Below are 26,492 nucleotides of genomic sequence, written 5' to 3'. Positions count from 1 at the left end.
CTCAGTCCGCCGCAAAGGCGAACGGCACACCGCTCTCGCGATACTTGTCGGAACGCAGTTCGCGCCCGATCGGCGGGGCCGAACGCGCGATGCAGTGCGGGCGATGGCACAGGCGGCAAGCGACGCCGATCGGCGTCGGCGCTGCGCCTGTCAGCGCATCTGCATAGACCAGCCGCTCCAGATGCTCCTCGGCGCAGGCCAGCGCCACCGCGCGGCGCAGGCGCGGCGCTTCGTAACTGCCGCCGCCCGCCTCAACCGTGCGCGCGATGGAGACAAAGCGCTGCCCGTCAGGCAGTTCGATCCGCTGCGCGCGGACGCGCCCCGGCTCGGCAAAGCTTTCGTGAACATTCCACAAAGGACAGCCGCCGCCATGGTGCGCGAACGGGAAGCCCGCGCCGTCCAGCCGCTTGGTGACATTGCCCGCCGCATCCACGCGCACGAAGAAGAACGGCACACCTTCCTCTCCCGGCTTCTGGAGCGTGGTCAGACGATGGGCGACCTGCTCGAAGCTGGCGCCGAACTCGCGCCCCAACGCCTCCAGATCGCAGCGGGTGCGCCGTGCAGCCCGCAGGAACGCGCGGTAAGGCATCGCGAAAGCCCCGGCCCAGTAGTTGACGAGCGCCCGGCGCGTCATCACCCGCGCATTGACGCTGGAGAACGCGCCTTCGCGCAAGGCCGCCGTGATGACCGGTGTCGCTTCCAGCAGCGCCAGCTGGATCGCCAGCTGGAAGCGCCGCGCGGACACGTCCAGCAGGTGGCTGACGAACAGCTGCCCGCGATGGGCATCGTGCCAGCGCCGCGCGCCCATGATCGTGGCGGGATCGACGAAGCGCACGGTCAGACGATGGCGCTGCTCCAGCCGCGTGACGATTGCCTCGATACCCGGTGCCGCCTGCGCCACCTCTGCCGCGTGGTCGTCAATTGCCGGGAAGCAGTTGCGGCGCGAGGCGAGGAAGGCGCGCGATTCGGCCACCGGATCGCTGGCGGGCGCCGCGCCGCCTTCCCCGTCGCCTTCGCGCCGGGCAGCCAACGCCAGCTGCTCCTCGCGATAGGAGGTATGCAGCCGCAGCAGCGCCTCGGCGAAGCCCGGATAGCTGGTGGCGATGTCCTCCACGTCGAGCGCGGGCAGGTCGATGTCCGCGAACATCGGCTCCTTGAGCACCGCCTGCAGCCGCGCCGAGGCTTCGTCGGTGCCGCCATCGGCCAGATCGGCAATGTCGATGCGATAGTTCGCCGCCAGCTTCAGCAGCAGTTCCGCCGTCACCGGGCGCTGGTTGCGCTCCATCAGCGCGACGTAGGAGGCGGAAATCTCCAGCCCTTCGGCCATGTCCGCCTGCGTCAGCCCCAGATCGCGCCGTACCCGCTTCAGTCGCGGTCCCATGTAGATCGACTTGCGCGCCATTGGTCAGCAGCCCCCTCCTGTGCATTACATTACAACATTACAATCCAGTTTTGTAAAGTTTGACATCTCAACACCGCAACGCATGTCGCGTCGCACAAACCCGTGGCACCTCCCGAGGCACAGTTTCTCGCAACAAGAGAGTGCCCGATGACCTACCAGACCGACATCACCAGCCTTGCCTCGCTGATCGCCGGGAACGGCGCCCCGTGGCAGGCGATCGACGCGGAGGCGGCCACCCGCATGCGGGCGCAGAACCGCTTTCGCACCGGACTCGACATCGCGCGCCACACCGCCGCAATCATGCGCCGCGACATGGCCGCCTACGATGCGGACCCGGCGGCCTACACCCAGTCGCTGGGCTGCTGGCACGGCTTCATCGGTCAGCAGAAGCTGATCGCGATCAAGAAGCACTTCGGCACCACCAAGGGCCGCTACCTCTATCTTTCGGGGTGGATGATCGCGGCGCTGCGCAGCCAGTTCGGCCCCCTGCCCGACCAGTCGATGCACGAGAAGACGAGCGTTCCGGCGCTGATCGAGGAACTCTACACCTTCCTGCGTCAAGCCGATGCGCGCGAGCTGGGCCTGCTGTTTCGCGATCTCGACAAGGCGCGCGAGGCGGGTGACGAGATGGAGGCCAAGCGTCTCGAACACGCGATCGACACGCATGAAACCCATGTCGTGCCGATCATCGCCGATATCGATGCGGGCTTCGGCAATGCCGAGGCGACCTATCTGCTCGCCCGCCGCATGATTGAGGCCGGGGCCTGCGCGATCCAGATCGAGAACCAGGTCTCGGACGAGAAGCAGTGCGGCCATCAGGACGGCAAGGTCACGGTCCCGCACGAGGACTTCCTCGCGAAGATCCGCGCGGTCCGCTATGCCTTTCTCGAACTCGGCGTCGACGACGGCGTGATCGTGGCGCGCACGGACTCGCTGGGCGCGGGGCTGACCAAGCAGATCGCCTTCACGCGGGAGGCGGGCGACCTTGGCGATGCCTACAACCGCTTCCTCGATTGCGAGACGGTGGACCCAGCGCAGATCGGTAACGGCGACGTGCTGATCACCCGCGACGGGCAGTTGATGCGCCCCAAGCGCCTCGCCTCGAACCTCTTCCAGTTCCGCCCCGGAACCGGCGAGGACCGCTGCGTGCTGGACTGCATCACCGCGCTCCAGAACGGCGCCGACCTGCTGTGGATCGAGACCGAAAAGCCGCACATCGGCCAGATCGGCGGGATGGTCAGCCGCATCCGCGAGGTGATCCCCAATGCCAAGCTGGTCTACAACAACTCGCCCAGCTTCAACTGGACGCTGAACTTCCGCCAGCAGGTCTATGACCGCTGGGCGCAGGAAGGCCGCGACCTGTCGGGCTACGACCGGGCGAAGCTGATGAGCGTGGACTACGACGGCACCGAACTGGGACAGGAAGCCGACGAGCGCATCCGCACCTTCCAGAAGGACGCGGCGCGCGAGGCGGGGATTTTCCACCACCTCATCACCCTGCCGACGTACCACACCGCCGCGCTTTCGACCGACAATCTGGCGCGCGAATACTTCGGCGAGGCGGGCATGCTCGGCTACGTCAAGGGCGTGCAGCGCCAGGAGATCCGCCAGGGCATCGCCTGCGTGAAGCATCAGAACATGGCCGGCTCCGACATCGGCGACGACCACAAGGAATACTTCGCCGGCGATGCCGCGCTCAAGGCGGGCGGTGCCGACAACACGATGAACCAGTTCGCGGCGTAAAACCTCCAAGACCACTACCGATTGACAACCCCACCGAAGAAGAAGGAGACTAGACATGACTGAACCCCAACGTGCCCGCGCGGTCTTCTCGACCGAGGATTTCCAGCTGCTGCGCACCGCTGTCGCGCACTATGCGCGCGAGATCGGCGAGTTGCCGGAATCCTCGAAGTACGCGCACCTGCTGCACCGGCTGGGCCGGGTCCGATAAAGCCCTGTAAAAGAGCAAAAACCGACCAAGAGAGGATGAAACCCATGGCCACCAGCGCAACTCTTGCATCCGGCGCACGCCCCGATGCCCCTTCCGGGATCGAGCATCTCGTCTCGCGCGCGGGGCTTCACGTAGCGGACGAACTCGCCCGCTTCGTGGAGGAAGAAGCGCTGCCCGGCACCGGGATCGCAGCGGAGGCGTTCTGGCAGGGGCTGGCCGATCTGATCGCGCGCTTCACGCCGGAAAACCGCGCCCTGCTGGAAACGCGCGACAGCCTTCAGCGCCAGATCGACCAGTGGCACCGCGCACATCCCGGCGCGGGAACCGGTGCCCCCCGCGCCTTTCTGGAGGAAATCGGCTATCTGGCGCCGGAGCCTGCGCCTTTCACGATTGGCACCGCAGATCTCGACCCCGAGATCGCCTCGCTGGCCGGGCCGCAGCTGGTCGTGCCGGTGCTCAACGCGCGCTTCGTCCTCAACGCCGCCAATGCGCGGTGGGGAAGCCTCTACGATGCGCTCTACGGCACCGATGCGCTGGATGGCGCGCCACCACCGCACGGCGACTTCGACCGGGCGCGCGGCCAGCGGGTGATCGCCTGGGCGAAAGCCTTCCTCGACGAAGCCGCCCCGCTTCGCGAGGGCTCGTGGGCCGGTTGGACCGGCGGCGAACCCCAACTCGCCGATCCGTCGCAACTGGCCGGGCGCAGCGGCAGCAACCTGCTGCTGCGCCGCCACGGCCTGCATATCGAACTGGTGATCGATCCGGCGCACCCGGTCGGCAGGATCGACCCGGCAGGCATCGCCGACGTGCTGCTCGAAAGCGCGCTTTCCACCATCGTCGATCTGGAGGACTCGGTCGCGGCGGTCGATGCCGAGGACAAGGTTGCCGCCTATCGCGGCTGGCTGGGGCTGATGCGCGGCGATCTGACCGCCCACTTCGTCAAGGGCGACACCCTGATCGAGCGCAAGCTTTCCGGGGATCGTACTTATGCGACGGCGGCGGGCGAGACGTTCGTCCTGCCGGGGCGCAGCCTGCTGCTGGTACGCAACGTCGGCCACCTGATGACGACGCCCGCGATCCGCCTGCCGGACGGGAGCGAAGCGTTCGAGGGCCTGCTCGATGCCGCGATCACCAGCCTGATCGCGCTTCACGATATCCGCGGCAGCGGGTCCATCCGCAACAGCCGCAAGGGCGCGATCTATATCGTCAAGCCCAAGATGCACGGACCTGCAGAGTGCGCCTTTGCCGATGCGGTGTTCGATGCGGTCGAGGACATGCTCGGCCTGCCGCGCCACACCATCCGCATCGGCGTGATGGACGAGGAACGGCGCACCAGCGCCAACCTTGCCGCCTGCATCCATGCCGTGAAGGACCGGGTGTTCTTCATCAACACCGGCTTTCTCGACCGCACCGGCGACGAGATCCACACATCGATGCTGGCAGGGCCGATGCGCCGCAAGAGCGGCATCCGGCAGGCGGAATGGATCAGGGCGTACGAGGATCGCAACGTCCAGATCGGCCTTGTCAGCGGCTTTGCGGGCCGTGCGCAGATCGGCAAGGGCATGTGGGCCGCGCCCGACCGGATGCACGCGATGCTGGCCGAGAAGCAGGCCCACCCGATGAGCGGGGCCAGCACCGCCTGGGTGCCCTCGCCCACCGCCGCCACTCTGCACGCGACGCACTACCACCGCTGCGACGTGGCCGCGCGCCAGCAGGCCCGCGCCGCCGAGCCGGTCGCGCCACTCGATGCGCTGCTGGAGGCGCCGCTGGCGATGGACCGTTGCTGGCAGGCCGAGGAAATCTGGGAGGAGCTGGACAACAACGTCCAGGGCATCCTCGGCTATGTCGTGCGCTGGATCGATCAGGGCGTCGGCTGCTCCAAGGTGCCCGACATCCACGATGTGGGTCTGATGGAGGACCGCGCGACGCTGCGCATATCCTCGCAGCATATCGCCAACTGGCTGCTCCACGGGGTGATGTCCGCCAGTCAGGTCGAGGATTCGCTGCGGCGCATGGCGCGCAAGGTCGATGGCCAAAATGGAGGCGATCCGGCCTACCGCGCGATGTCGGGGCACGAATGTACGAGCCTTGCCTTCCGGGCGGCCCACGCGCTGATCTTCGAGGGCACCCGCCAGCCCAACGGCTATACAGAACCGCTGCTCCACGCGTTCCGGCGGGATCTGAAGGAGAACAATACCACCGGGCAATAACCGGGGCCCCCGATAACAAACCGGGGATGCCGGACCGCTTGCGCCAAGCCCCTTGCGAGCAACGGAACACCGGCGCTACACTGGGAGCGCCTGATCGGGCCGAGGGCAGTTGCCGCCCCTCGTCTTTCGGTCGGGGCTCCCGGTTTTTCGTTTCAGGATCGTCCCTCGCGTGAGCATCGCCCGCCCTTCCCCGATCCGCAGCGCGCCCGCGCGACTGCCCGAGGTCCGGACGACGGTTGCGCTGGTCATGGCGTTGTGTGCGCTCCTGCTGGTGCTGGCCCCTGCCTTCGCGGGCGTGGTTCCGATGCAGATGAGCCAGATGGATATGGCGGCCCACGGCCATCATGCGATGGCGTCCGAACAGCCCCGCGCCCCCTGCTGTGACGATACCTCTCCCGGCAACATGCACCACGATGCGGCGGCAACGCTGCACTGCCTCGCCTCGTGCCTGATGGCGGCGGGCGTCACCGTGCCCGACCTGCCAGGCGCAGTCCCGGCATGGCTCGACCCGCTCGCCCCAGCGCCTCGCGAGCTTCCCGCCCTAGCCCTGCGCCGCGCCGCCGCGCTCGATCCGCCCCCGCCGCGACTGTCCTGAGCCTCGACACCCCGGCCCGCCCGTGAGGCGCGCCGGACACGAATACGCTCATCCCGGCACACCTTGTGCGGCCGGAGAGGACAGACAGATGACCGATACCGCATTCGACCGGCGCGCGCTGCTGACCCGCGCCGGAGCCATGGGCGGAGCGCTGGGCGCCTCGCTGCTGCTGCCGCGCTGGGCCATGGCCCAGACCGACCATTCCCACCACACGATGCCCATGACAGGCAGGCCGACGACGAACGGGCAGATGCCTATGAGCACCGCCGACGGCACGCTCTCGGGCGAGCACATCGCCCTCACCATCGCCCGCGCGCCCTTCACGGTGGGCCGCCGCACCATGCAGGCAACCTGCGTCAACGGCACCGTCCCCGGCCCGCTGATCCGCCTGCGCGAAGGGCAGGACGCCGCCATCGACGTCACCAACCATCTGGACGAGGACAGCTCGATCCACTGGCACGGACTGCTGTTGCCGTTCCGGATGGACGGCGTTCCGGGCCTCTCGTTCCCCGGCATCCGCCCCGGCGAGACCTTCCGCTATCGCTTCCCGGTGCGCCAGTCGGGCACCTACTGGTATCACAGCCATTCGGGCGGACAGGAAAGCACCGGGCTGATCGGCCCGCTGGTGATCGATCCCGCCGGGCCAGAGCGCGTGGCGAGCGATCGCGAAATGATCCTCGTCCTCTCGGACTGGAGCGCGCTGTCGCCCATGGCCATGCTGCACAAGCTCAAGGTCGATCCCGATGTCTTCAACTTCCAGCAGCAGACGCTGACGCAAAGCCCCTCGGGCAAGCCGATGCCGCTGTCCGAGCGGCTGCGCTGGAGCCGCACGCGCATGTCGCCCACCGACATCGCCGACGTGACCGGGGCCCCCTATACCTACCTCGTCAACGGGCACGATCCGCACGCCAACTGGACCGCGCTCTTTCATGCGGGCGAACGCGTGCGGCTGCGCATCATCAACGCCTCGGCAATGACGATCTTCAACCTGCGCATCCCCGACCTGCCGCTGACCGTGATCGCGGCGGACGGCAGCGACGTGAAGCCGGTCGAGACCGACGAGATCCAGATCGGCGTCGCCGAGACCTACGATGTGATCGTGACGCCGCAAGACCGCGCCTATACCCTCGTGGCGGAAAGCATCGACCGTTCGGGCATGGCCCGCGCCACACTCGCGCCGCGCCCCGGCATGGTCGCGCCCGTCCCTGCGCTGCGCAAGCCCCCCCGCCTCACCATGCGCGACATGGGCATGGGCGATATGGGGGACATGCAGGGCATGAGCGGGATGTCGAACATGGCGATGGACCACGGCTCGATGAAAATGCGCGACCCCGCCAATGCGCCGGGTGTCGATCTGAACGCAGGTGTCGACATGATCGCGCCGATGCCCGCCAATCGCATGGGCGACCGGGGCCTCGGCCTCGAACAGGTCGATCACCGCGTGCTGGTCTACACCGACCTCGAAGCGCCCGAAGCGCGGGACGACATCACCCTGCCCACGCGAGAGATCGTCGTCTACCTGACCGGCAACATGGAGCGATACATGTGGTCGTTCGACGGGCGCAAATTCTCGCATATGGTCGAACCAATCCGCCTCGAACGCGGTGAACGGGTGCGCTTCAAGCTGGTCAACGTGACGATGATGACCCACCCGATCCACCTCCACGGCTTCCTGTTCGACCTCGCCAACGGCAAGGGCGACCGGGCCCCGCGCAAGCACACCGTCAACGTGCTGCCGGGCGGCTATGTCACGTTCGACCTCACCGCCGATGCGCCGGGCGACTGGGCGTTCCACTGCCATCTGCTGCTGCACATGATGGCGGGGATGTTCAACGTCGTCTCGGTCCGCCCGATGGATGGAGGCGCCGCATGATCCGCGCACTTCTGCTCGCCGGGGCCTGCTGGGCCCTGCCCGTATCCATGCCTGTCTCCGCGATGGCCCAGACATCGGCCGATCAATCGTCGATGGACGACATGGCAGGGATGGACATGTCCGGAATGGATATGGCCGACCACAAACATGCCGGGCACGCCACGCCGACACCGCCTGCAACACCGGCTCCGAAACCAGCCCCTTCGCATGACATGTCGGGGATGGAGGGCATGGCCATGCCTGCCTCACCCGCTGCCGAACCGAAACAAGGCCCGCCCCCGCCCGGTGCGTTCTCCGGCCCGACGCACGCCGCCGATGCGTTCTATCCGGCGGGCGAGATGGCCGCCGCGCGCATGGCGATGGCACACGAAATGGGCTCGATGCCCTCCACCATGGTCCTGCTCGACCGGCTGGAAGCACAGTCAGGCAAAGGGGCAGATGGCTGGGCATGGGAAGCCGATGCCCGCACCGGCGGCGATACCGACCGCCTGTGGATCAAGAGCGAAGGCGAGGCGGCCTTCCACGGCGGGCTCGACAGCGCCGAGGTGCAGGCCCTCTGGAGCCATGCCATCGGCCCGTGGTTCGACGCGCAGGCCGGCGTGCGCGAAGTGATCTCCCCCGGCCCGGACCGCACACAGGGCACGGTCGGGATCGAGGGCCTTGCACCCTACATGTTCGATGTGGAGGCCCGCGCGTTCCTCTCCACCCACGGCGAACTGACCGGACGCATCGAGGCCGATCACGACATGCGCGTAACCCAGCGACTGATCCTGCAACCGCGCATCGAGGCGAATTTCTCGGCGCAGGACATGCCGAGCCTGCGCACCGGTGCGGGGCTCACCTCGCTCGAAGCGGGCCTGCGGCTTCGCTACGAGATCGCTCGCGAATTCGCGCCTTACGTGGGTGTCGAATGGCAGAAGAGCTTCGGGCGGACGGCCCGATATATGCGGGCCGATGGCGACGATCCCGACCGGCCGGTCGCCGTGATCGGCATCCGCGCCTGGTTCTGAAGATGCGTTCGGCCCGCGGCGAGAGTTGCGGGCCGAACGATTAGCCGCGCGTCAACCGCGCGGAAGCGTCACCGCACCCGGCACACCGACGAAGCCCATCGCACGCAACAGGTCGGCCATGTTCTGTGCATCGCTGGCAAAGCGGCGCGTCCAGTCGGCATTGCCGAGCAGGCCCAGCGCCGAGCGTTGCAGCAGGCTGGAGGCATGAAGCGTGTCCTGCACGAACGCGTCCGGGATCGCGCGCGACTGCTTGCTGGAGACAGGTGCAGCATCGCCGGGGGAAACGCCGTGATCGACGCGCACGGTCACTTCGCTCGCGACCGTTTCCGACTGGAATTCGTACATCATCCGTCTCCCGCCAGCGCTGCAGCAAAAAGCCCGCAGACGATGCGGCGCGCGAGGCTTGCGCGCCATATGCAGGGGGAACGGCATAGACGGAATTTCAGTTCCCGGCGCTGTCACAAAGTCCTGAATAATCAGGCGCCGAAGGTTAAAGCGGTTTGCCGCATTTTCCGAGTCATCAGGTAATTCAACCTGACTAGAAAATGCTCTAGGCCGCCGCCAGCTCTCCGGCAGCAGCGTTGTAGGCACTCTCGTCCAGAATGCCCTCGCGCTTGGCGACGAGCGTGGCGACCAGCACCTGCCCTGCGACATTGACCGCCGTGCGGCCCATGTCGAGGATCGGGTCGATGGCGAGCAGCAGTCCCGCGCCCTCCAGCGGCAGGCCCAGCGTCGAGAGCGTGAGCGTCAGCATCACCACCGCGCCGGTCAGCCCCGCCGTCGCCGCCGAACCGACGACCGAGACGAAAATGATCAGCAGGTAGTCGATCGGCGCCAGATGGATGCCATAGAAACCCGCCACGAAGATCGCCGAAAGCGCCGGATAGATCGAGGCGCAGCCGTCCATCTTGGTGGTCGAGGCCAGCGGGATCGCGAAGGCGGCATAGCCCTTCTCCACGCCGAGGCGCTCGGTGACGGTCTCGGTGACGGGCATCGTCCCGACCGACGAGCGCGAGACGAAGCCCAGCTGGATCGCCGGCCAGGCCTTGGCGAAGAACGCGCGTGGGCTGAGGCCGTGGGCCAGCAGAAGCAGCGGATAGACCACCAGCAGCACCAGCGCGAGGCCGAGGTAGATCGTTGCGGTAAAGGTGCCCAGACGCGCCAGTGCTTCCCAGCCATAGGTCGCGACCGCCGTGCCGATCAGCGCGGCCGAGCCGATCGGCGTCAGGCGGATGATCCAGCCCAGGATCGCGCGGACTACCGCCAGGAAAGAGCGCACGAAGACGAGGAACGGCTCGGCCTTTTCGCCCACTTTCAGCGTCGCAAGGCCCACCGCGATGGAGATCACCAGCAGTTGCAGCACGTTGAACGAGAGGCTGGTGGACACGCCGCCGTCCGCCGTCAGCTTGCTGGAGCCGGTCAGCGCGAGGCTGTTGCCGGGGACGAGGCCGGTCAGGAAGTCGAGCCAGCCGCCCACCGAATCGGGGCGTGTCGGCGGCGTGGCGGCAGGGCCGATGCCCACGCCCGGCTGGAATACGAGGCCGATGGCGATGCCGATGGACACCGCGATCAGCGCGGTGATCGCGAACCACAGCAGCGTCTGTCCCGCCAGCCGCGCGGCATTGTCGAGCGCGCGCAAGTTGGCGATCGAGGCAACGATGGCGGTGAACACCAGCGGCGGCACCACAGCCTTCAGCAGCGTGACGAAAACGCTGCCCAGCGTCTTCAACGTCACCGCCAGCCAGTTCAGATCACCGCCAGCCGCAGGCCCGATCGCCCGCGCGGCCACGCCGAGCGCAAGCCCTGCAACCATGCCGACAAGCACCTGAAACCCGAAGCTGCGGTAATTGATAGTCATCTGGAACGTCCCGTCTTCAATCCTTCCAGATAGGGCATAGGGCCGCCCGCATGCAGCAAAGCAATTGTTTGCAACCGCAAAGCGCGGCGAAATGCACGCTTTTCCGGGGCTTCATCGCTCCATCAGGCAAACACCTCTGCGCCTGCGGGATCTTTCGGATCCTCCCCGAAGCGGTTCGGCCCCGGCGTTCCCGGCAAGGCCAGCACCACCAGAAACGCGATGCTGACGATCCATCCCACAAACGGAACAGCGCCCAGAAACACGAAACCCAGATACCACCAGCCACTCATGTCGCGGTCGTGCAGGCGCCGGATCGCTACTGCGATGTTCGGCACGAACGTCGCGAAGAAGAACAGCAGGCCCAACCCCGCCAGCAGTGCAAAACCCGGCCCCAACCGCTCGGCGTTCGATCCCATGTCAGAAAGCCGGTCCAGCGCATCCGCCGACATGCCCATCGCCATCGCGATCACTACCAGCCCACCATAGACCAGCAGGTTGAGCAGGATGTAGGCCCAGTATTCTTTGCGCCGCGAACGCCCCGACGTCTGCGCATAGCGGCGGAACGGCATCAGCATGTAATCGATCATCTGAAAAAGCCCCGAAACGTCACGCGTACCTTACGCGAACACCCGTTCATCCATGACAACCAGCTTGGGATCGCGCGTCTTGTAGACGAGCGTGCGCGCCACGATGTCGTGAAGGCCCTGCTTGCGCTCGGTGAAGGCGACCATGATGTAGCCGATGCACAGGATCAGACTGGAGAGGATCTTGGCGAAATAGCGCCCCGTCGCCCTGCCGAAGCCGATGCGCTGGCCGAACTCGTCTGTCACGACCAGACCCACCGCCATCTTGCCCAGCGTGCCCTGAGTGGGCGAACTTTCCATGATCGCGAAGTAGAGCCAGCTGAGTACCAGACTGATACTGGTTGTCAGTGCAATGATGGCGAAGTTCGCACCGGTCTGGTCCATGCCGCTCATCACCGAGCCCAGCCCGATTCCAACGCCCATGACGGCGCCCAGGACACTCATCACCACCTGCATCACGATCGCGTCGATGAAATAGGCGAGTACCCGCCACCAGAAACCGCCGTAAGGCACCATGATCTTTCCCCCGTTTGTGCGACAGGCCATCTTCGGCGATGGCCTTTCTCAGCGCCAAGTTGTTCCACAAGGCACCCGAAATTTCAAAGCATTTCCGAATCGTATCACGCAAGCGCAACATCGCGGAGTGGGCGAAGGACAGCGCCGCGATGCCGCCGCCTGCGCCCGACCGCAGCCTTTTGGGCCCACCTCTGTCGGGAGCGCCACACCGCCCCGGACTTGCCGCGCAGGCACTCTTGCGCTAAGGGCGCGCGGATTTTGCGGTGCAGCGACGCACCGTCCTGCCCCTCCATACCGAAGGCAAAACGCATGTCCGCCCCGCTTCCCTTGCGCAATATCGCGATTATTGCGCACGTCGACCATGGCAAGACCACGCTCGTCGACCAGCTGTTCCGCCAGTCCGGCACCTTCCGCGACAACCAGCGCGTCGAAGAGCGCGCCATGGACTCCAACGACCTCGAAAAGGAGCGCGGGATCACCATTCTCGCGAAGCCGACCTCGATCGAGTGGAACGGCTATCGCATCAACATCGTCGACACCCCCGGCCACGCCGACTTCGGCGCCGAAGTCGAGCGCATCCTCTCGATGGTCGACGGCGTCGTTCTGCTGGTCGACTCGTCGGAAGGCGCGATGCCGCAGACCAAGTTCGTGACCGGCAAGGCGCTGGGCCTCGGCCTCAAGCCGATCGTCGTCGTCAACAAGATCGACCGTCCCGATGGCCGTCACGCCGAAGTGCTCGACGAAGTGTTCGACCTCTTCGTCAGCCTCGACGCCAACGACGAGCAGCTCGACTTCCCGGTGCTCTACGCCTCGGGCCGCAACGGCTATGCCAGCTACGATCCGGACCTGCGCGAAGGCACCCTGACGCCGCTGTTCGAGAAGATCGTCGAGCACGTTCCCGCGCCCGACCTTGACGTCGATGCGCCGTTCTCGTTCCTCGCCACCCTGCTGGACCGCGACAACTTCATGGGCCGCGTGCTGACCGGCCGCGTCCAGTCGGGCACGCTGAAGGTCAACGACCCGATCCGTGCCCTCGACATGGACGGCAAGGTCATCGAAGTGGGCCGCGCCACCAAGGTGCTCTCGTTCCGTGGCCTCGACCGCGTTCCCGTGGACGAAGCCCGCGCCGGTGACATCATCGCGCTGGCCGGCCTTGAGAAGGCGACCGTCGCCAACACCATCGCCGACCCGCAGGTCACTGTGCCGATCAAGGCCCAGCCGATCGATCCGCCGACCCTCGCCATGCGCTTTGCCGTCAACGACTCGCCGCTCGCGGGCCGTGAAGGCGACAAGGTGACGAGCCGCATGATCCGCGACCGCCTGATGCGCGAAGCGGAAACCAACGTCGCCATCCGCGTGACCGAATCGGCCGACAAGGACAGCTTCGAAGTCGCCGGTCGCGGCGAACTTCAGCTGGGCGTCGTCATCGAGACGATGCGCCGCGAAGGTTTCGAGCTGGGCATCAGCCGTCCCCGCGTGCTGTTCGGCACCGACGAGAACGGTGGCCGCACCGAGCCTTACGAAACCGTCGTGATCGACGTGGACGACGAGCACTCGGGCACGGTCGTCGAGAAGATGCAGCGCCGCAAGGCCGAGCTGACCGACATGCGTCCTTCGGGCTCGGGCAAGACCCGCATCACCTTCTCGGCCCCCTCGCGCGGTCTGATCGGCTACCACGGCGAGTTCCTTTCGGACACCCGCGGCACCGGCATCATGAACCGCCTGTTCGAGAAGTACGACAGCCACAAGGGGCCGATCGAAGGCCGCCAGAACGGTGTGCTGATCTCGAACTGCACCGGTGAAGCCGTCGGCTACGCGCTGAACTCGCTCGAAGATCGCGGCGTGCTGTTCATCAAGCCCCAGGAGAAGATCTACGAGGGCATGCTGATCGGCGAGAACGCCAAGACCGACGATCTCGAAGTCAACCCGATGAAGTCGAAGCAGCTGACGAACTTCCGTTCGACCGGCAAGGACGACGCCATCCGCCTCACCCCGCCGCGCGTGATGACGCTGGAGCAGGCGATCGCCTACATCGACGACGACGAGATGGTCGAAGTCACCCCGCAGTCGGTCCGTCTGCGCAAGGCGATCCTCGATCCGAACGAGCGCAAGAAGCAGAGCCGCAAGAAGAACGACTGATCCCAGCCGTTCCGATATCGGCGCTTGTGCGGCGATGACAGAAAAGAGGGCGCGAGGCTTCGGCTTCGCGCCCTCTTTCGCATTTCAGCAGGCTTGCGTGCAGACCGGGCGCGTGAGCCGGATCGCCAGTGTCATTGCCCCGCCTGCAGCGTCGCGAAGTTCGGCTGGCCGTTCGAAGCGCTGATGCCGCCATCGACCGGCAGGTTCACGCCGGTGACGAACCCGGCATCCTTCGAGGCGAGAAACGCGACCACGGCGGCAACGTCTTCGGGCTCTCCGAAACGCTTGATCGCCACGCGCTGCAGGAAGGCTTTCTGGATGGCCGGGTCGTTGATGAGATCCTCGCCCATCGGCGTGCGCGTCATCGAAGGGTTCACGGCATTCACCCGAATGCCGTCCTTGCCCCATTCCAGCGCGAGCGAGCGCACCATCTGCGTCACCGCGCCCTTGGAGGCAGTATAGATCACCATCTCGTAATCGCCGCCGATGCCCGATACGCTCGACGTCATCACCAGCGAGCCCCGGCTCTTCTTCAGTTCCGGGTAGGCCGCTCTGGCCGTGTACAGCGCGCCTTTCACATTGATGTCGATCACCTTGCCGATGTCCTCGTCGCTCGTCTGGGCGAATGGCCCCGCCACGGCGACACCGGCATTGGCATGGACGACATCCAGCCCACCGAAGCGCTCGACCGTCCGGCGCACGAGTTCGGCACTGAAAGCCGGGTCCGACACGTCTCCGGTGACGACGAGCGTGCGTTCGGGATCGAGGCTTCCTGCAACCTGCTCACACGCCGATGCATCGCGTCCGTTAACGACCACATTCGCGCCCTCGTCAGCGAAACGTCGCGCGCTGGCCGCTCCGATCCCGCTGGACGATCCGGTGACGATGACGGTCCTGCCCTGAAAGCGCGAAAGGCTCTCCATGGTGATTTCTCCTGTTCCTGAAGGGTTTGCCTTTTGCAACGCAGGCCTGCCGGGATAGCTCCCGCCCGCGATCCCATCGCGCAAATGTGCGTTTCTGTTCATACACAGATATACAAACCTGAACGGAAACTGCCAGACTTGCTCCAATCCCGTTCAGCGAGGCTCGCCTAGAAGCATCTTCGACAACGGACGAAACCCCCGGTCATCCGGACCGGCCCGTCCGCTCCCCGGCCTTATCACCGGGCTCGCAATAGGAAGGAGTTTCGACCATGACCATTTTCCGGAAGGCGACCCTCGCCACCGCTCTCGCCGTCACCGCTGTCGTTGCCACCGCAACCCCCGCGATGGCACGCCCTTACGGCGGATATCACGGCCGTGGCGGCAACACTGCCGCCGTCGCCATCGGCGCGGGCATTCTTGGCCTCGCGGTCGGCGCCATCGCCGCCTCGTCCTCGAACCGTGACCACTACCGCGATGATCGCTATTACGACAGCGGCTATGCCGAGCCGGTCTATGCCGAACCCGTCTATACCGACGGCTGGTACTATCGCGACGGTTACTACTGGGACCGTGACGGTGGCCGTCACTCGCGCGACGACTACGCCCGCTTCCACCGCGACGGCTATGGCCGCAACTACGACAACTACCGTCGCGGCTACTGACCCCTCCTGAGGAGCCGGGAGGAAGACAGGGGTTAACCCGACTTCCCCCGGCTCACGAGGCGCCCGGTTCCCGTTCTCCCCCTACTGCGGGAACCGGGCGCTGCCTCGCGAAGGCGCTGAAACCATGAGCTTTCGCGCCTCGCCAAGATGACGACAGCACCATCGAAACGATGGCCGGCAACAGACTGGCGCAGCACGCCCCTCGATTTGTCGCAGATTGTCGCAAGGTTAAGTTGGGGTTCACTGGACGAACCCCATTTGGACATCACACCTACACAAGGTTTGCCCGCCGACGCGCCGTACTCGGACTGGCACCGGAAGGGAGCACAGATTATGAAAACGCTACTCACCAAGATCGGTCTTTCGACGGTACTGGCTGCAACCGCGCTGACTGCCGTGACGCCTGCCATGGCGCAACCCTATCGCCATCGCGATAACACCGGCATTGCCATTGGCGCCGGCATCCTCGGCCTTGCCGTAGGCGCCGCCATCGCCGACCGGGGCGATCGCTATTACTACGATCGCGACTACTATGCGCGCCGCCATTACGTGCGCGTCGATGGCCGTCCCGGCTATTACTACTATTATGACGGTGCCCCCGGCCGCTATTATCAGGATCGCTACTACGACCGCTATTACGCGCCGTACTATCGCGATCACTACTACAGCGGCCGCTGGTATGGTGAGCCGCGTGGCTGGCAGCGCGGTCCGGGCTGGGATCGTGGACGCGGCCCCGGCTGGGATCGCGGCCATGACCGCCGCGACTGGGACCGTGGTCACGACCGCGGTGCCTGGAACCACGGCCATGACGATCGTGGTCATGACGACCGTGGCCACTGGCGCCGCTAAGCGCCGGTAGCGGGAACACACAGGATCAGACCGACCGGGAAATCAACCCGGCGAATCCCCAAGTGCGTAACCTCAAGAATACTCAGGCCCCCGTATCGGTGCGATGCGGGGGCCTTATTCATATCGATCATGCCGGGACACTCCGGCCCGGTCTCCCAGTACGTGACGAATTTGCAACGATCCACAATCGTGTCGCCCTGCATACCATTGTGGACACCGTGCCGCCTCGCCAAGCGCGCGAGGGACGGCTATGGGACGCGCGTATGAATACCGCCGACCTTCGCATCGCCCTGTTCTCGGGCAACTACAATTACGTTCGCGACGGCGCCAATCAGGCGCTCAACCGCCTTGTCGGCTATCTGCTGCGTCAGGGTGCGCAAGTGCGTGTCTATGCCCCGACCGTCGCCGAGCCCGCATTCGAGCCGACCGGCGATCTCGTCGGCATCCGCGCCGTACCGATCCCGACCCGTTCGGAATATCGCTTTCCGCTCTCGATCTCGGGCAAGGCTCGGCGCGACCTCGCCGCCTTCGCGCCCAACGTGGTTCATGTCTCCTCGCCCGATCCGGTCGCCCATCAGGCGCTGACCTGGGCGCGTGATCGCGACCTTCCGGTACTCGCCTCGGTCCATACCCGTTTCGAGACGTACCTTCGCTATTACAACATGGCCTGGCTGGAGCCGGTGATGGAAGCGGCCCTGCGCCGCTTCTACCGCCGCTGCGATGCGCTGGTCGCCCCATCGGAATCCATGGCGCAAGTGCTGCGCGAACAGCGCATGAACTATGACGTGTCGATCTGGTCGCGCGGGGTGGACCGCGAGATCTTCCATTCCGGTCGCCGCGATCTGGCATGGCGCCGCAGCCACGGCATCGCCGACCACGAGATCGCCATCGGCTTCCTCGGCCGCCTCGTCATGGAAAAGGGTCTCGACGTCTTCGCCGACACGCTCGACGAACTGCGCGAGCGCGGCATTCCCTATCGCGTGCTGGTGATCGGCGAAGGCCCCGCGCGCGACTGGTTCGAGGAACGCGTTCCCGGCGCCGCTTTCGTGGGCTTCCAGCAGGGCGCCGACCTTGGCCGCGCGGTCGCCTCGATGGACATGCTGTTCAACCCTTCGGTGACGGAAACCTTCGGCAACGTCACGCTGGAAGCCATGGCCTGCGGGCTGCCCGTGGTCGCCGCCGCCGCGACCGGCAGCCAGAGCCTCGTCGACGATCGCGTTTCGGGCCGTCTGCTGCCGCCGGGCGCGATCCACCAGATGGCCGAAGCGATCCGCGCCTATATCGAAGACCCTGCCCTGCGCGCCGCCCACGGTGCCGCAGGCGAGGCGCGCAGCCTCGAATTCAGTTGGGACCGCATCAATCAGGCCGTGGCCGATACTTACGTCCGCCTGCTGCGTCAGAAGGCCCGCGCCCCGCGCTAGAGCATTTTCCAATCAGGTGGGATCACCTGATGACTCGGAAAAGGCGACAAACCAAAAAGCTAGAGTGGTCGATCTGGCGCAGCCTGATCGGAAACCCCTCTAATCGTCAGCGCAGCACACCGCGCGAGCGCATCCGCACCGAAAACCACAGCAATGCCACCGCGACGACCCAGATCGTCGCGGTCATCGCCAGATTGCCGGGGCTGTGCATCGAGGCGGGCATGTCGCCGGTCAGTTGCCACGCCTGATTGACCGCCAGCCCCACCAGTGAGATCGCGAAAGCCCCGATCGCCCAGCGCGAGCGGGCCAGCAGCAGCAGTGCGCCAAGCAAACCGCCGCCCACGCCCGCCGCCCATGTGGCATAGATCCACGCGGGCGCCGCATCGAGCCAGTCGATCATGTCGGGCGGCATCTGCGCCATATAGGCGGGATCGCGCGTCACCGTCATCCAGAAGTCCAGGCAGCCGAAGGCGTTCCACAAGAGCGCCAGCACGGCCACCAGCCAGTACCCCCAACCCGCACGCACACGCGTCTGCAGCCCCATGGCCTATCCTCTTCCCCGTTGCCTGCATCCATCGGCAGCGGTTTTCCACTGCCCTGATGACGCCTGCCTGATTACGCCGGCCCGCAAGCCGGTGCAATCTTTGCCTAGCATCGCTAGATAGCGGTCATGTCCGACCTGTTCCCCGATGCCCTGCCCTCTTCCGGCAGCACCGACGACACCCCGCGCGAGGATGCGCCGCTGGCCGACCGGCTGCGTCCGCGCACGCTGGATGATGTTGTCGGGCAGGAGCATCTGACCGGCCCCGAAGGCGCGATCGGGCGGATGGTCGCGGCGGGACGTCTCTCCTCGATGATCCTGTGGGGGCCGCCCGGCACCGGCAAGACCAGCACCGCGCGCCTGCTTGCCGCCGCCGTGGGCATGCGCTTTGCGGCTGTTTCCGCCGTATTCTCGGGCGTCGCCGATCTCAAGAAAGCCTTTGCCGAGGCCGACGTTGCGGCGAAGGCCGGACAGCGCACCTTGCTGTTCGTGGACGAGATCCACCGCTTCAACCGCGCCCAGCAGGACGGTTTCCTGCCCTTCGTCGAGCGCGGCACGGTGACGCTGGTGGGCGCGACGACCGAGAACCCCAGCTTCGCGCTCAACGCTGCGCTGCTCAGCCGCGCGCAGGTGCTGGTGCTCCACCGCCTGACGCCCGAGGCGCTGGGCACCCTGCTCGACAAGGCCGAAGCGCTGGCAGGCCCGCTGCCGCTCGATCCCGAAGCGCGCGACGCGCTGATCTCGACGGCGGACGGCGACGGGCGCTTCCTGCTCAACCAGGCCGAGACGCTCTATGCTGCCGGGATCGAAGAGCCGCTTACCCCCGCTGCGCTCGGAAAGTTCCTGCAACGCCGCATGGCGGTGTATGACAAGGACCGCGACGGGCACTACAACCTGATTTCCGCCTTCCACAAATCGGTGCGCGGGTCCGATCCGCAGGCCGCGCTTTATTACATGGCGCGCATGCTGGTGGCAGGCGAGGAGCCCCTCTACATCCTGCGCCGCCTCGCCGCGATTGCCAGCGAAGACATCGGCCTCGCCGATCCGCAGGCGATGGTGCAGGTGATGGCGGCCAAGCAGTCGTTCGAGTTCCTGGGTCTTCCCGAAGGCGAACTGCCGCTGGCACAGGCGGTGGTCTATTGCGCCAGCGCGCCCAAATCCAACGCATCCTATCTCGCCAAGGCCGCGGCGATGGACCTTGCCCGGCAGACCGGATCGGTGCCGCCGCCGATGAACATCCTCAATGCGCCGACCAAGATGATGAAGGATCTGGGCTACGGCGCGGCCTATCACTACGACCACGACCAGCCCGATGCCTTCTCCGGCGACAACTACTGGCCCGACGATGTGCCACCTCAGGACTTCTACCAGCCCAACGAGCGCGGGTTCGAACGCGACCTGAAGAAGCGCCTCGACTACTGGACCAAGCTGCGCTCCGAACGGCGCGGTGGATAAGCGTCCGCACTCCGGCATGGCGCGGTTTTCACACTTCATGGCGATCGACTGGTCGGGCGCGCTCGGGGCCCGCCAGAAAGGCATCGCCGTTGCGATCTGCGAAAGCGGCAGCAATGCCCCTCCCCGCCTGCTGACACCCGCCGATCACCGGTACTGGTCGCGCGAGGGCGTGCTCGACCTGCTATTGCACCGGCTTCCGCGCGATACGCTGGTCGGGCTCGACCTCGGCATCTCGCTGCCCTTCGCTGACGCGGACGCGTTCTTTCCGAGCTGGGAGGAGAGCCCCGCCGATGCCCGCGCGCTCTGGGCGCTGGTGGAAGCGACATGCGCGGGCGATCCTCACCTCTCGGTCTCCAGCTTCGTCGATCACCCCGTGCTGAGCGCCTACTTCCGCCGTCACGGCGGGCGCGAGGGCGAACGTTTCCATCTTCCCGGCGCTGCGCATCGGCGCGGCCGCCTGCGCGTGACCGAAGCGGCGCAGGCCCTCGCCGGGTGCAAGCCCTACTCGAACTTCAACCTCGTGGGCGCAGCGCAAGTCGGCAAGTCGAGCCTTTCGGGGATGCGGATGCTGCACCGGCTGGGCGACGCGCTGCCGGTCTGGCCCATCGACCCGCTGCCGCGCGAAGGCTCGGTGGTGACGGAAATCTACACGACACTAGCCGCCGTCGCCGCAGGGCGCACCGCCTCGCGCGCGAAAGTGACCGACCGGGCGCTGCTCGACGCCGCGCTGGAGGCGCTCGGCTCGCGAGGCCTTGGCAGCACCGGGCCGATCGACGATCACAGCGCCGACGCGCTGATCACCGCCGCGTGGCTGCGCAAGGCCTCGCAAGACGCAGGCCTCTGGCAGCCTGGCGGGATGACCGACGAAATCGCCCGGACCGAGGGCTGGACCTTCGGTGCCGCCTGACCCACATCAACTCAGAAACACCTTGCAGGAGAGCGCCTTGGAATTCGACTTCACGCAGATGGCCGGACCAGACCGCTACAAGCTGCTCGCCTCCAGCGTCACCCCGCGCCCGATCGCGTGGATCACCACGCAGACGGCGGACGGCAGGCGCAACTGCGCACCGTTCAGCTTCTTCAACGCGATGGGCGGCAATCCGCCGCTGCTGGTGGTGGGCATGATGCGCCGCCCCGACGGCACCCACAAGGACACCCCCGCCAACATCCTCGAGACCGGTGAGTTCGTCGTCCACCTCGTCAGCGAGGCGATGGCCGGGGCGATGAACCTCACCTGCATCGACGCGCCGCCCGAATACGACGAGATCGACATGGCGGGCCTTGCCACCGCGCCTTCCAGCGTCGTCGCCCCACCACGCCTGATCGATGCGCCGGTGGCGATGGAGTGCCGCCTGTTCCGGACGGTCGAGGCGGGCACGGTCACGATTGCGCTGGGCGAAGTGCAGCGTTTCCATATCAAGGACCACCTGATCGACGCCGAGAAGCTCTATGTCGATACGCTCGGTCTGAACCTTGTCGCCCGCATGCACGGCGGCGGCTGGTACTCGCGCCAGACCGACCTGTTCAGCATGGATCGCCCCAGTTTCGCCGATTGGCAGGCCCGGCACGAACTTCCGCCATCGTGACGGGCTCGCACCGATCCATTTTCCGCATTATCGCTCTGGCCCACAGGCGAAAGGCTTGATAAGGGCAGCGAACCAAGCGCCGGCTTAGCTCAGTTGGTAGAGCACCTGATTTGTAATCAGGGGGCCACGGGTTCGAATCCTGTAGCCGGCACCATTTCCCCTCCCCGACCTTCCGCTTCTCCCGGTGTTCTTGTCAGCGGACCGCGGCTAGAGGTTCTTGCCCAGCATGCGCGCGACCTTGCGCCCGATCGGGAAGCGCAGCAGCGTCTGCGCGACGGCGTAGCGCACGGGATTGACGTCGAACTGCTCACCCGGCTTGGCGCGCCAGTTGGTCTGGGTGGACTTGCCGAACTGCGTATCGTTCTTGGGGCGCTCGGCCGTATAGTAATACAGCGCGATCGACTTGCGGCTCTCCCCCTCGGGACAGGCCAGCGGTTCGGGATGGCCATGATAGGATTCGTCGGTGGTCGAGAACAGGGCGAGACGATTGAAGATCGGGCTGATCTCCGCGCCCTTTGTCTGGACCTTGGCGTCCCACAGTTCCAGCGCGCCATTCCACTCCGGCTGCCAGTCCTTGTTCAGATAGAGCAGCAGGTTGACACGGCGATGCAGGTTCAGTCGCTTGTGCCAGTTGAAGTCGGTATGCAGCTTGAGAAAACCGCCTGTACCGATCTCATGGGTGCCGCCGCCGAACAGGAAGGGATCGGGGATAAGCCCCTTGATGCCCGTAACTTTCTCCAGAAACCGGATGAACGCCGGAGAATGCATGTCCTCTATCAGCGCGCGCGTCACCGGCCCCATGACATTCAGGTTGGACTGGCGCCGTTTGAGAAGCGTATTGTAGGTGCTGGCTTCCATTTCACCGGGATGAGTGACGAATTCGTCGAGAATCTGATCCAGGATTTCCGTCTCGAAGAAATTGTCGATATACATATTCGGGAACGGCTGCGCCGACTTGTATGCCTGCGCCAGTGCCTCGACATCATGACGACCAAGGTTGGTCAGGTCTACTCGTGCAACCATTCGGTGCGGAACATCATGATCGAATAGGCAAACGCTGAACTACGGGCTTTTTCACATATGCGCTCGAAGGGGAAACCACGGAAAAACGCGTTTCCATGGCAGCGGGGCGATTTGGGCTTTACAGCGGTCACGTTCCCGCCGCACACGCTCTGAACACCGTTTTCGTGCGACGTCCAGCCGATGGAAACGCTGCATAGGCATGTGAATGCGATGCAGCATGATCGGCCTGAGCCGCATGATCGACGTCCTGAAACACGGCACATCGGCCGACGCATGATCGGCAAAAGGCAAGGGAAGTCTTCATGAAACCGACCACTCTCACCCGCTTCCTGCTGGAAGAGCAGCGCCGCCCCGATTCCACCTGCCCGCCCGAACTGCGCCTGCTGATCGAGACCGTCGCGCGCGCCTGCAAGACGATCAACCACGCCATCGGCAAGGGCGCACTCGGCGGCGTGCTGGGGAGCCTGGGCACCGAGAACGTGCAGGGCGAGGTCCAGAAGAAGCTGGACGTGCTGGCCAACGAACTGCTGGTGGAGGCCAACGAGTGGGGCGGCCATCTGGGCGGCATGGCGTCCGAGGAAATGGACACCATCCACCCCATCCCCAACCGCTTCCCTCGCGGCGAATACCTGCTGGTCTACGATCCGATCGACGGGTCGAGCAATGTCGATGTGAACCTGTCGGTCGGCACGATCTTCTCGGTGCTGCGCGCGCCCGAGGAATGCGCCGGGCGCGAAGTGCGCGAGGAGGATTTCCTCCAGCCCGGCACATCGCAGGTCGCCGCCGGCTATGCGATCTACGGACCGCAGACGCAGCTGGTGCTGACCATCGGCACCGGTGTTTTCGAGTTCACGCTCGACCGTGAGCTTGGCGCCTGGATCATGACCGACGGGCCGATCAGGATTCCCTCGGGCAACTGCGAGATCGCCATCAACATGGCCCGCCGCCCGCAGTGGTCGCCCGCCGTCACCCGCTACGTCGACGAGCGCCTGACCGATGGCACCGGCCCGTGCGGTCGCGAGTTCAACATGCGCTGGACCGGCTCGATGGTGGCCGACGTCCACCGCATCCTGAAGCGCGGCGGCGTGTTCCTCTACCCCGCCGACCACCGCACGCCGGGCAAGGCACGTCTGCGCCTGCTCTACGAAGCCAACCCGATGAGCTTCCTGATCGAACAGGCGGGCGGCACCTCGATCGACGGCACCACCCGCATCCTCGATGTGAAGCCCACCGGCCTGCATCAGCGCGTCGGCCTGATGCTGGGCGACAGCGAGCATGTGAAGGTGCTGGCCGAAGCCGAAGGCGCGCTCGCCGGGGCCTGACGCTTACCCTCGATCACCGCAAGACAGGAAAGGCGCGGATTTCGGTCCGCGCCTTTCGTTTGTCCGCTGTCGCTAGCGCGGCGATCAGAACGTCTCGCCCACCAGTTCCTCGCTGCGCGCCCACAGCGCCTTCGCATTCTCTGGATCGAGCGCATAGGCGCGCACGCCGTCCATGCTCTCGCCCTCGTGGACTTCGGCCACATGGCAATCCTCGCAATAGTGGCCGCCGACTTCGTCCGCCGAGGCGACCACGCCTGCCCACACCGAAGTCGCCGCGCCCTGCGGGATCGTCTTGAGCTGGAACTTGGGCAGCCCTGCGGCGGCGTTGCGCTCGTCCAGCGACGTCACCAGCGCCTCGACCTCGCCTTCGCCCAGATGCCGCGCCAGTTCGGTTTCGAGGATGCCGCCCGGATGCACCGCCGTCGCCCGGACGCCGCGCGAGGCATGGCGACGGTCGAACTCCAGCGCGAACAGCACGTTGGCGGTCTTCGAGCGGCCATAAGCCTGCCACGGATCGTAAGGCGTCGTCTCGTAGTTCGGATCGACCAGATCGACATCGCTGAAGCGGTGCCCTGCCGAGGACAGGTTCACCAGACGCCCGCCCTCGCGGATCAACCCGGCGATGCGGTTGACAAACACGAAGTGCCCGAGATGGTTGGTGCCGAACTGCGTCTCGAAGCCATCGACCGTGCGCCCGAACGGCGCGGCCATGACGCCTGCATTGGCGATCACCAGATCGAACGGCGTCCCTGCCGCCACCAGCGCATCGGCCGCCGCGCGCACGCTGGCCAGCGAGGCGAGATCCAACTCGATCAGCGCGAAACTACCCTCCGAGGCTTCGGCAGCAGCGCGCACGGCAGCGGTTGCCGCCTCGCCCTTGGCCAGATTGCGCACCGCGCCGACCACATCGGCGCCATGGGCGGCCAGCGCCCGGCAGGTCTCGACACCCAGGCCCGCCGATGCGCCTGTCACCAGCACGCGGCGACCCTTGAGGTCCACGCCTGCCAGGACATCATCGGTGGTGGAAGTTGCGCCGAACTGTGTGCTCATCGTCATATCCTTTCCATTGCGGCCGCCTGCCGGCAGCCTTGCCCCGGATATGGATGAGGGCAGCGCGAGCCCGGTGCCCGATCGTCTCAAGCCCTTGCCCAATCCTCTCAAACGCCTTGCGCGCGCGGGTGCGAATGCCGATGTTCCGGCTCATGACCGATCTTGCCGAACTGCTCGAACCGATGCGCGAACGCGTGCTGCGCCATACCCTCGACGGCGCCAGCGAAACGCAATTGGAAACCGCCGTTCCCCGCCTATCCATCGCCGCCTCCCGCACGCCGGGCGAACAGATGCCGGGCGTCTACCAGCCGATGATCTGCCTCGTCCTGCAAGGCGCCAAGCAGGTGACGGTCGGCAGCCACGTGCTGCGCTATGACAGCGCCAGCTGCTTCCTCGCCTCGATGGAAGTCCCCGCGATGGGCTGCATCATGGAGGCGACACCGGACGAGCCCTATGTCGTCACCGCGCTGCGTATCGACTTCGACATGCTCGGCTCGGTGCTGGCGCAGATGCCGCCGGAGCCCCCCGCCACGCCGCTCGCCGGGTTCGGCGTCGCGCCGGTGACGCGGGAACTGCTGATCGCCTGGGACGCCCTGCTCGCGCTGCTCGACCGGCCCGAGGACATCGGCGTACTGGGCGCGGGGCGTGAGCGCGAGGTGCTCTATCGCCTGCTGTGCAGCGGCCACGGCCCGCTGCTACGCCAGATCGGGCGCGAGGACAGCCGCCTCTCGCGCGTGCGCCGCGCCGTCGCCACCGTGCGCGACCGCTTCGACCAGACGCTGCGGATCGAGACGCTGGCCCGGATCGCCGGGATGAGCGTGCCGACCTTCCACCGCCACTTCAAGGCGGCAACCGGCCTCAGCCCGCTGCAATACCAGAAGACCCTGCGGCTTCAGGCGGCGCGACAATTGCTGTCGAACAGTCATGATGCCGCGCGCGCCGCATTCGCGGTCGGCTACGAAAGCGCCTCGCAGTTCAGCCGCGAATATGCACGCCAGTTCGGCGCCCCGCCTTCACGCGATTTTGTGCGGGCCAGATAGCCGCGGGCAAAGCTCGCGGACCGGCTGGGGCAATTTACCCGTTGCGTTGGTGCGCCAGCCTCGCCAGAAGCGCCGCTTGAGCCTCGCTTCTGCGAACCGCTCGCACCAAGGAGGCCTTACCGATGCTCGACGCCACTCTGAACCTGCTCGCGATGGCGCTGGCGCTGGTGCTGCCGACATTCGCGCTCGTCTATGCGATGATCCGCCTGCTGGCATCGAAGTGGCGCGCGCTGGCAATCGTTCTGGGCACGCTGGCCGTGCCGGTGATCGCGGTGTCCTACCTGTTCGCCACCGTCGGCGGTGCGGCGGGCTATACCGGCGTCACCGGCCTTGCGGTGCTGTGCGCCTATGCCACGCTGGCCCTGCCCGCCAGCCTGCTGATCTCGCTGCTGGCGATGCGCATCGCGAGCAAGCCCGCAGCATAAGCGCGACGGCGCCGAAACCCCCGCAGGATTCCGGCGCCGCCTCGTTCACACCGAAGT

The 26,492-nt window shown here is 66.1% G+C and carries 25 protein-coding genes and 1 tRNA gene; 17 read left to right on the top strand and 9 right to left on the bottom strand.

Annotated features, from left to right (window positions below; all coding sequences use genetic code 11):
- Position 1 precedes the first annotated feature (1 nt).
- On the bottom strand, positions 2-1,402 hold the full coding sequence (locus AC3EC3_RS01950; protein ID WP_488488016.1) for a helix-turn-helix domain-containing protein: 1,401 nt from the start codon (positions 1,400-1,402) through the stop codon (positions 2-4).
- A 147-nt stretch (positions 1,403-1,549) separates the two neighbouring features.
- Between AC3EC3_RS01950 and AC3EC3_RS01945 the strand changes: the two genes are divergently transcribed.
- From AC3EC3_RS01945 to AC3EC3_RS01920, 6 genes are all read left to right on the top strand, one after another.
- Positions 1,550-3,145, top strand: a complete 1,596-nt coding sequence (locus AC3EC3_RS01945; RefSeq protein WP_488488015.1) for an isocitrate lyase — start codon at positions 1,550-1,552, stop codon at positions 3,143-3,145.
- A gap of 55 nt (positions 3,146-3,200) precedes the next feature.
- Positions 3,201-3,353, top strand: a complete 153-nt coding sequence (locus AC3EC3_RS01940) for a hypothetical protein (protein WP_260927564.1) — start codon at positions 3,201-3,203, stop codon at positions 3,351-3,353.
- Between the two features lie 44 nt (positions 3,354-3,397).
- The gene (locus tag AC3EC3_RS01935) at positions 3,398-5,563 is read left to right on the top strand and encodes a malate synthase G (protein ID WP_488488014.1); all 2,166 of its coding nucleotides are present in this window, start codon (positions 3,398-3,400) and stop codon (positions 5,561-5,563) included.
- A 169-nt stretch (positions 5,564-5,732) separates the two neighbouring features.
- Positions 5,733-6,158, top strand: coding sequence for a hypothetical protein (locus AC3EC3_RS01930; RefSeq protein ID WP_488488013.1), 426 nt, complete (start codon positions 5,733-5,735; stop codon positions 6,156-6,158).
- A gap of 88 nt (positions 6,159-6,246) precedes the next feature.
- Positions 6,247-8,031 (top strand): copper resistance system multicopper oxidase, encoded by a 1,785-nt coding sequence (locus AC3EC3_RS01925; protein WP_488488012.1) that lies wholly within the window; start codon positions 6,247-6,249, stop codon positions 8,029-8,031.
- On the top strand, positions 8,028-9,041 hold the full coding sequence (locus tag AC3EC3_RS01920; RefSeq protein ID WP_488488011.1) for a copper resistance protein B: 1,014 nt from the start codon (positions 8,028-8,030) through the stop codon (positions 9,039-9,041). The genes AC3EC3_RS01925 and AC3EC3_RS01920 overlap by 4 nt, the downstream gene beginning before the upstream one ends.
- A 51-nt stretch (positions 9,042-9,092) precedes the next feature.
- Here the strand turns inward: AC3EC3_RS01920 and AC3EC3_RS01915 are convergent, their stop codons facing one another.
- The 4 genes from AC3EC3_RS01915 to AC3EC3_RS01900 all read right to left on the bottom strand — a co-directional run bounded on the left by AC3EC3_RS01915 (position 9,093) and on the right by AC3EC3_RS01900 (position 12,029).
- On the bottom strand, positions 9,093-9,389 hold the full coding sequence (locus tag AC3EC3_RS01915; protein ID WP_488488010.1) for a hypothetical protein: 297 nt from the start codon (positions 9,387-9,389) through the stop codon (positions 9,093-9,095).
- Between the two features lie 202 nt (positions 9,390-9,591).
- Positions 9,592-10,899 carry a dicarboxylate/amino acid:cation symporter gene (locus tag AC3EC3_RS01910; RefSeq protein ID WP_488488009.1) on the bottom strand — a complete coding sequence of 436 codons (1,308 nt, stop codon included), beginning with the start codon at positions 10,897-10,899 and terminating at the stop codon, positions 9,592-9,594.
- A 122-nt stretch (positions 10,900-11,021) separates the two neighbouring features.
- The gene (locus AC3EC3_RS01905) at positions 11,022-11,486 is read right to left on the bottom strand and encodes a DUF805 domain-containing protein (protein ID WP_488488008.1); all 465 of its coding nucleotides are present in this window, start codon (positions 11,484-11,486) and stop codon (positions 11,022-11,024) included.
- 30 nt (positions 11,487-11,516) lie between these two features.
- Positions 11,517-12,029: an RDD family protein gene (locus AC3EC3_RS01900; protein ID WP_488488007.1), complete on the bottom strand. Its 513-nt coding sequence runs from the start codon at positions 12,027-12,029 to the stop codon at positions 11,517-11,519.
- Positions 12,030-12,308: 279 nt separating this feature from the next.
- Between AC3EC3_RS01900 and typA the strand changes: the two genes are divergently transcribed.
- Complete coding sequence (gene typA / locus AC3EC3_RS01895; protein ID WP_260927547.1) at positions 12,309-14,138, top strand: translational GTPase TypA; 1,830 nt, start codon at positions 12,309-12,311, stop codon at positions 14,136-14,138.
- A 131-nt stretch (positions 14,139-14,269) separates the two neighbouring features.
- Here typA and budC read toward each other — a convergent pair whose 3' ends face one another.
- Positions 14,270-15,061, bottom strand: a complete 792-nt coding sequence (budC, locus tag AC3EC3_RS01890) for a meso-2,3-butanediol dehydrogenase (protein ID WP_488488006.1) — start codon at positions 15,059-15,061, stop codon at positions 14,270-14,272.
- Between the two features lie 269 nt (positions 15,062-15,330).
- On the opposite strand from budC, the gene AC3EC3_RS01885 reads away from it, so the two are divergent.
- From AC3EC3_RS01885 to AC3EC3_RS01875, 3 genes are all read left to right on the top strand, one after another.
- Positions 15,331-15,723 (top strand): hypothetical protein, encoded by a 393-nt coding sequence (locus tag AC3EC3_RS01885; protein ID WP_488488005.1) that lies wholly within the window; start codon positions 15,331-15,333, stop codon positions 15,721-15,723.
- 333 nt (positions 15,724-16,056) lie between these two features.
- On the top strand, positions 16,057-16,572 hold the full coding sequence (locus AC3EC3_RS01880; protein WP_488488004.1) for a hypothetical protein: 516 nt from the start codon (positions 16,057-16,059) through the stop codon (positions 16,570-16,572).
- A 263-nt stretch (positions 16,573-16,835) separates the two neighbouring features.
- Complete coding sequence (locus AC3EC3_RS01875; RefSeq protein ID WP_488488003.1) at positions 16,836-17,993, top strand: glycosyltransferase family 4 protein; 1,158 nt, start codon at positions 16,836-16,838, stop codon at positions 17,991-17,993.
- Between the two features lie 106 nt (positions 17,994-18,099).
- On the opposite strand, the gene AC3EC3_RS01870 is transcribed toward AC3EC3_RS01875, so the two are convergent.
- On the bottom strand, positions 18,100-18,537 hold the full coding sequence (locus AC3EC3_RS01870) for a hypothetical protein (RefSeq protein ID WP_488488002.1): 438 nt from the start codon (positions 18,535-18,537) through the stop codon (positions 18,100-18,102).
- Between the two features lie 126 nt (positions 18,538-18,663).
- On the opposite strand from AC3EC3_RS01870, the gene AC3EC3_RS01865 reads away from it, so the two are divergent.
- The 4 genes from AC3EC3_RS01865 to AC3EC3_RS01850 all read left to right on the top strand — a co-directional run bounded on the left by AC3EC3_RS01865 (position 18,664) and on the right by AC3EC3_RS01850 (position 21,729).
- Positions 18,664-19,989 (top strand): replication-associated recombination protein A, encoded by a 1,326-nt coding sequence (locus tag AC3EC3_RS01865; protein WP_488488001.1) that lies wholly within the window; start codon positions 18,664-18,666, stop codon positions 19,987-19,989.
- 16 nt (positions 19,990-20,005) lie between these two features.
- Entirely contained in the window at positions 20,006-20,896 is an 891-nt protein-coding gene (locus tag AC3EC3_RS01860; protein ID WP_488489170.1) for a hypothetical protein, read from the top strand.
- 58 nt (positions 20,897-20,954) lie between these two features.
- The gene (locus tag AC3EC3_RS01855) at positions 20,955-21,575 is read left to right on the top strand and encodes a flavin reductase family protein (RefSeq protein WP_488488000.1); all 621 of its coding nucleotides are present in this window, start codon (positions 20,955-20,957) and stop codon (positions 21,573-21,575) included.
- A 78-nt stretch (positions 21,576-21,653) separates the two neighbouring features.
- Positions 21,654-21,729: transfer RNA gene (locus tag AC3EC3_RS01850), tRNA-Thr, on the top strand.
- 53 nt (positions 21,730-21,782) lie between these two features.
- On the opposite strand, the gene AC3EC3_RS01845 is transcribed toward AC3EC3_RS01850, so the two are convergent.
- A complete protein-coding gene (locus AC3EC3_RS01845) occupies positions 21,783-22,598 on the bottom strand; it encodes a 2OG-Fe(II) oxygenase (protein ID WP_488487999.1) in 816 nt (271 codons plus the stop codon).
- A 302-nt stretch (positions 22,599-22,900) separates the two neighbouring features.
- Between AC3EC3_RS01845 and AC3EC3_RS01840 the strand changes: the two genes are divergently transcribed.
- Positions 22,901-23,920 (top strand): class 1 fructose-bisphosphatase, encoded by a 1,020-nt coding sequence (locus AC3EC3_RS01840; RefSeq protein WP_488487998.1) that lies wholly within the window; start codon positions 22,901-22,903, stop codon positions 23,918-23,920.
- Positions 23,921-24,004: 84 nt separating this feature from the next.
- Here the strand turns inward: AC3EC3_RS01840 and AC3EC3_RS01835 are convergent, their stop codons facing one another.
- Positions 24,005-24,970: an SDR family NAD(P)-dependent oxidoreductase gene (locus tag AC3EC3_RS01835; protein WP_488487997.1), complete on the bottom strand. Its 966-nt coding sequence runs from the start codon at positions 24,968-24,970 to the stop codon at positions 24,005-24,007.
- A 152-nt stretch (positions 24,971-25,122) separates the two neighbouring features.
- Here AC3EC3_RS01835 and AC3EC3_RS01830 point away from each other — a divergent pair, with 152 nt between their 5' ends.
- Both AC3EC3_RS01830 and AC3EC3_RS01825 read left to right on the top strand, forming a co-directional pair.
- A complete protein-coding gene (locus tag AC3EC3_RS01830) occupies positions 25,123-26,010 on the top strand; it encodes an AraC family transcriptional regulator (protein WP_488487996.1) in 888 nt (295 codons plus the stop codon).
- Positions 26,011-26,132: 122 nt separating this feature from the next.
- Positions 26,133-26,435: a hypothetical protein gene (locus AC3EC3_RS01825; RefSeq protein ID WP_488487995.1), complete on the top strand. Its 303-nt coding sequence runs from the start codon at positions 26,133-26,135 to the stop codon at positions 26,433-26,435.
- Positions 26,436-26,492: the final 57 nt, after the last annotated feature.

This window comes from Novosphingobium sp. BAM6, from assembly GCF_057784955.1.
The sequence above is the reverse complement of the archived record's forward strand: the minus strand, read 5'-3'. Positions and strand labels throughout refer to the sequence as shown.

Bases quoted from the DNA above. Each gene is read 5' to 3' on its own strand.
- AC3EC3_RS01950 (WP_488488016.1), bottom strand. From the start codon at position 1,402: ATGGCGCGCAAGTCGATCTACATGGGACCGCGACTGAAGCGGGTACGG.
- AC3EC3_RS01945 (WP_488488015.1), top strand. From the start codon at position 1,550: ATGACCTACCAGACCGACATCACCAGCCTTGCCTCGCTGATCGCCGGG.
- AC3EC3_RS01940 (WP_260927564.1), top strand. From the start codon at position 3,201: ATGACTGAACCCCAACGTGCCCGCGCGGTCTTCTCGACCGAGGATTTC.
- AC3EC3_RS01935 (WP_488488014.1), top strand. From the start codon at position 3,398: ATGGCCACCAGCGCAACTCTTGCATCCGGCGCACGCCCCGATGCCCCT.
- AC3EC3_RS01925 (WP_488488012.1), top strand. From the start codon at position 6,247: ATGACCGATACCGCATTCGACCGGCGCGCGCTGCTGACCCGCGCCGGA.
- AC3EC3_RS01920 (WP_488488011.1), top strand. From the start codon at position 8,028: ATGATCCGCGCACTTCTGCTCGCCGGGGCCTGCTGGGCCCTGCCCGTA.
- AC3EC3_RS01915 (WP_488488010.1), bottom strand. From the start codon at position 9,389: ATGATGTACGAATTCCAGTCGGAAACGGTCGCGAGCGAAGTGACCGTG.
- AC3EC3_RS01910 (WP_488488009.1), bottom strand. From the start codon at position 10,899: ATGACTATCAATTACCGCAGCTTCGGGTTTCAGGTGCTTGTCGGCATG.
- AC3EC3_RS01905 (WP_488488008.1), bottom strand. From the start codon at position 11,486: ATGATCGATTACATGCTGATGCCGTTCCGCCGCTATGCGCAGACGTCG.
- AC3EC3_RS01900 (WP_488488007.1), bottom strand. From the start codon at position 12,029: ATGGCCTGTCGCACAAACGGGGGAAAGATCATGGTGCCTTACGGCGGT.
- typA (WP_260927547.1), top strand. From the start codon at position 12,309: ATGTCCGCCCCGCTTCCCTTGCGCAATATCGCGATTATTGCGCACGTC.
- budC (WP_488488006.1), bottom strand. From the start codon at position 15,061: ATGGAGAGCCTTTCGCGCTTTCAGGGCAGGACCGTCATCGTCACCGGA.
- AC3EC3_RS01885 (WP_488488005.1), top strand. From the start codon at position 15,331: ATGACCATTTTCCGGAAGGCGACCCTCGCCACCGCTCTCGCCGTCACC.
- AC3EC3_RS01880 (WP_488488004.1), top strand. From the start codon at position 16,057: ATGAAAACGCTACTCACCAAGATCGGTCTTTCGACGGTACTGGCTGCA.
- AC3EC3_RS01875 (WP_488488003.1), top strand. From the start codon at position 16,836: ATGAATACCGCCGACCTTCGCATCGCCCTGTTCTCGGGCAACTACAAT.
- AC3EC3_RS01870 (WP_488488002.1), bottom strand. From the start codon at position 18,537: ATGGGGCTGCAGACGCGTGTGCGTGCGGGTTGGGGGTACTGGCTGGTG.
- AC3EC3_RS01865 (WP_488488001.1), top strand. From the start codon at position 18,664: ATGTCCGACCTGTTCCCCGATGCCCTGCCCTCTTCCGGCAGCACCGAC.
- AC3EC3_RS01860 (WP_488489170.1), top strand. From the start codon at position 20,006: ATGGCGCGGTTTTCACACTTCATGGCGATCGACTGGTCGGGCGCGCTC.
- AC3EC3_RS01855 (WP_488488000.1), top strand. From the start codon at position 20,955: ATGGCCGGACCAGACCGCTACAAGCTGCTCGCCTCCAGCGTCACCCCG.
- AC3EC3_RS01845 (WP_488487999.1), bottom strand. From the start codon at position 22,598: ATGGTTGCACGAGTAGACCTGACCAACCTTGGTCGTCATGATGTCGAG.
- AC3EC3_RS01840 (WP_488487998.1), top strand. From the start codon at position 22,901: ATGAAACCGACCACTCTCACCCGCTTCCTGCTGGAAGAGCAGCGCCGC.
- AC3EC3_RS01835 (WP_488487997.1), bottom strand. From the start codon at position 24,970: ATGAGCACACAGTTCGGCGCAACTTCCACCACCGATGATGTCCTGGCA.
- AC3EC3_RS01830 (WP_488487996.1), top strand. From the start codon at position 25,123: ATGACCGATCTTGCCGAACTGCTCGAACCGATGCGCGAACGCGTGCTG.
- AC3EC3_RS01825 (WP_488487995.1), top strand. From the start codon at position 26,133: ATGCTCGACGCCACTCTGAACCTGCTCGCGATGGCGCTGGCGCTGGTG.